Source organism: Dehalococcoidales bacterium (assembly GCA_035529395.1).
Lineage (GTDB): Bacteria > Chloroflexota > Dehalococcoidia > Dehalococcoidales > Fen-1064 > DUES01.
The window spans coordinates 1-3,510 of record DATKWT010000180.1 but is presented as its reverse complement, the minus strand read 5'-3'; the positions used below and the strand labels follow the sequence as shown (position 1 = coordinate 3,510).

Sequence of the window (3,510 nt, the reverse complement as noted above, 5' to 3'; positions counted from 1 at the left end):
AGGGTCCGGTGGTGTAGAGGTGGATAGTAAAGGCAGTAGATTTGCCTTTAGGCTAGGGAGAAAACTAATCGGGAGGTTGTGTGATATGAAAAAGGAAATGTTTAGTATCAGAAAAGGGTGGCTGGGAGTGATTTTCAGCCTTGCTTTATGCCTTGCACTGGTCTTCACGGTTGTGCCGCCTACGGCTACTGGAAGTGCTTCAGCGGATGATTTGCCAGATAACCTTGTCCAGGAATTGCAGGAGCTAACAGAAGGAAGGGCACGGGTCTCTACTCATGCTAAGACTGGCAAGATGCGCTTCATTGGAACGGAGCTATCCCATCCCATACCACAACCGGCTGCCTTGAAAGCCGACGCAAGCCCAGAAGAGGCAGCCCGTGGCTTTCTGGCAGAGTATGGGGGGCTCTTCGGCCTTAGCAATCAGGCAGAGGAGCTTGAAGTGATGCGCAGCAAGACGCTTGATGACGGCCGCTCCTTTGTGCGCTTCCAGCAGGTCTATGAAGACGTTCCAGTAGTGGGAGGGGAACTCATCGTCCAGGTCAACCCTGAGAACGATGTCATCTCGGCCAACGGCGAGGTCCTGCCCGATATATCACTGGATACCAGTCCCACTGTGGACGCTTCCAGCGCTAAGAAAAACGCACTTAATGCTGTAGCCAGAGAATACGACCTCGATTCTAACGCACTCAGGGCGAGCGAGCCCGCGCTGTGGATTTATAACCCCATAATACTGGGCATGAACTTCAATCTGACCACACTGGTGTGGCGCATGGAGGTAGAGCCCGTAGAGATGCTCCCCATCCGCGAGCTGGTGCTGGTGGATGCCAGGCTGGGGGTAGTAGCGCTGCACTTTAACCAGGTCAACACGGGCAAGTACCGGGAGGTCTACGATAATGAAAACGACACTGCTTATAGTCTGCCCGGCAATGGGCCGGTGCGCACCGAAGGAGACTCGCCAAGCAGCGTCGACGATGTGAACGATGCCTATGATTACACCGGCGACACCTACGATTTCTATTTCGACATACATGGCAGGGACAGCATAGACGATGCTGGCATGAACCTCATCTCCACCGTGCGCTACTGCGAGCCCTCGCCTACATCCCTATGCAACTATGCTTGCCCATGCCAGAATGCCTTCTGGAACGGCTCGCAGATGGTCTTCGGCGAGGGCTTTCCCCAGGCAGACGACGTGGTGGGACACGAGATGACCCACGGCGTCACCAGCTACGAGTCAAATCTGTTCTACTATATGCAGTCGGGGGCCATCAACGAGGGCTTCTCCGATATCTGGGGCGAGTTCGTTGACCTGTACAATGGCGCCGACGACCCAGGCGACCGCTGGCTGATAGGCGAGGATGAGCCAAATTTTGGCGTCCTGCGTGACATGAGCAACCCCCCAGCTTTCAATGACCCCGACAGGATAACCAGCACCTATTATGTATGCGGCGCAACTGATTACGGCGGCGTGCATTCCAACTCGGGGGTGGCCAACAAGGCAGCCTACTTGATGGTGGATGGCGACTTTTTCAACGGCTACACCGTCGCCGGCTTCGGCGGTGATATTGCCAAGGCAGCCGACCTTTGGTATGAGGTCCAGACGAACTTGTTCACCTCAGCCAGCGACTATGCCGACCTGTACGATTGTCTGCAGCAGGCGGCCATAAACCTGGGCTTCAGCTCTGCCGACCGCCAGACGGTCAAGGATGCGGTAGACGCCACCGAGATGGACCAGCAGCCAACCTCATGCCCGGCCCCTGAACCAGTACCGCCTTGCGGTGCTGGGACGCACGATGACTTGTTCTTCGACGATTTGGAAGCAGGTGGCGGTGCCTGGGCTGTTACTTGCATCACAGGTAGTGATGTGTGGTATAGATCCGACTGGTATGCTGCCAGCGGCCAGTACCACCTCTTGGGCCGAGACCGTAATGTTGTCAGCGAGTGTTACATCGCCATGGCAGTGGATATGGCGCTGCCGGTTGGAAGCACACCCTACCTGCACTTCAACCATTGCTACAACTTCGAATACTCATTAGCGACCATGTGGGATGGCGGTGTAATCGAGTACAGCACCAACGGGGGCAGCTCCTGGACCGACGCGGGCTCGCTCATTATCAACAATGGCTACGATGGAACTATCTCTAGCGGCTACGGCAACCCGCTGGCGGGGCGGCAGGCCTTCGGTGGCTGGAGCAATGGCTACATCTCCAGCCGGCTCGACCTGAGTTCACTGGCCGGGCAGAGCGTTCGCTTCCGGTTCGGCATTGGAACTGACTCTATGGTCAGTGCTGATGGCTGGGTTATCGACGATATCCGCATCTATACCTGCGGCGCCGGAGCAGTAATAGCACCAACGGTGACCACCAATGCTGCCACAAATGTGGAGGAGACCACAGCCACCCTCAACGGCACGATAAGCAATGATGGCGGCGAAGCCTGCCAGTACCGCTTTGAGTATGATACTGACTCAGGGGAACCTTACGCTTACAACACAGGCTGGACGGGAAGCAAGACCACCGGCCAGTCCTTCAGCGCACCTATCACCGGCCTCAATAACGGGACTAAATACTACTTGAGGGCTCAGGCTAAGAACACCGCCGGGCAAAGTAGTGGCTCGGAGCTGACCTTCTTAACCAAGCCTGATGCGCCAACCAGCTTAAACGCCACCACAGCCAACAGCACCCAGATAAATTTGTCCTGGACCAAAGGCGATGGAGCACAGAAGACAAAGATACAGAGGAAAGAAGGCAGCTACCCAACAAATAAAGACGATGGCACCCAGGTCTATTTCGACACCGGAACCAGCAAGTCTGATACAGGGCTAACCCCGGGCACGACCTACTACTATCGGGCCTGGTCACATGTCTCCGGGAGCGAGCAGTGGTCGGATAACTATGCTGAGGACTCGGCTACCACAACTGGAACTGGAGGGCAGCCCGACATCACGGTTGCCCCCACCAGCTTCAATGTCACCCTGCCCACAAATACGAGTCATAACTACACGCTGACCATCAGCAATGATGGCGACGCTGCCCTCAGCTACAATATCAGTGATCGGGAAACAACAGGCGGGGGCAGCACATTAGGCGGTGAAAGCCCAACAGCTCGTCAGCCTAGGCAACAGGATGGCTTACAGGACGGATTTGCTGTTCGCAATGTCACCGGGATCAGCATCGAGAGTGAAGGGACTTCGCAGTGGACCACTAACGGGCCATACGGAGGCTACGTAAACAGCCTGGCAATGGCCGGGACAAATCCTGACATAGTCTATGCCGGAACAGAAAGGGGCGTGTTCAAAACGGCTGATGGAGGGGCCACCTGGACGAAGACAGGCTTCCCTGAAATTCTGGCCCGAGTTGTTCAAGTTGCTCCTGGCGATCCCGACATTGTCTGTGCAGGTACCGATGATGGCATATACAAAACCGGGGATGGTGGGAGCACCTGGACGCATAAAGGGCTGTCAGGCGCAAGGGTAAATGCGATAGCTATAGACTCTACGAATTCGAGTGT

1 protein-coding gene is annotated in these 3,510 nt (G+C 55.8%); it reads left to right on the top strand.

Translation table 11 applies throughout. The features are described from left to right. Nucleotides 1-85: 85 nt before the first annotated feature. A partial coding sequence (locus VMW13_11150) for a M4 family metallopeptidase (GenBank protein ID HUV45370.1) occupies nucleotides 86-3,510 on the top strand: 3,425 nt, incomplete at its 3' end.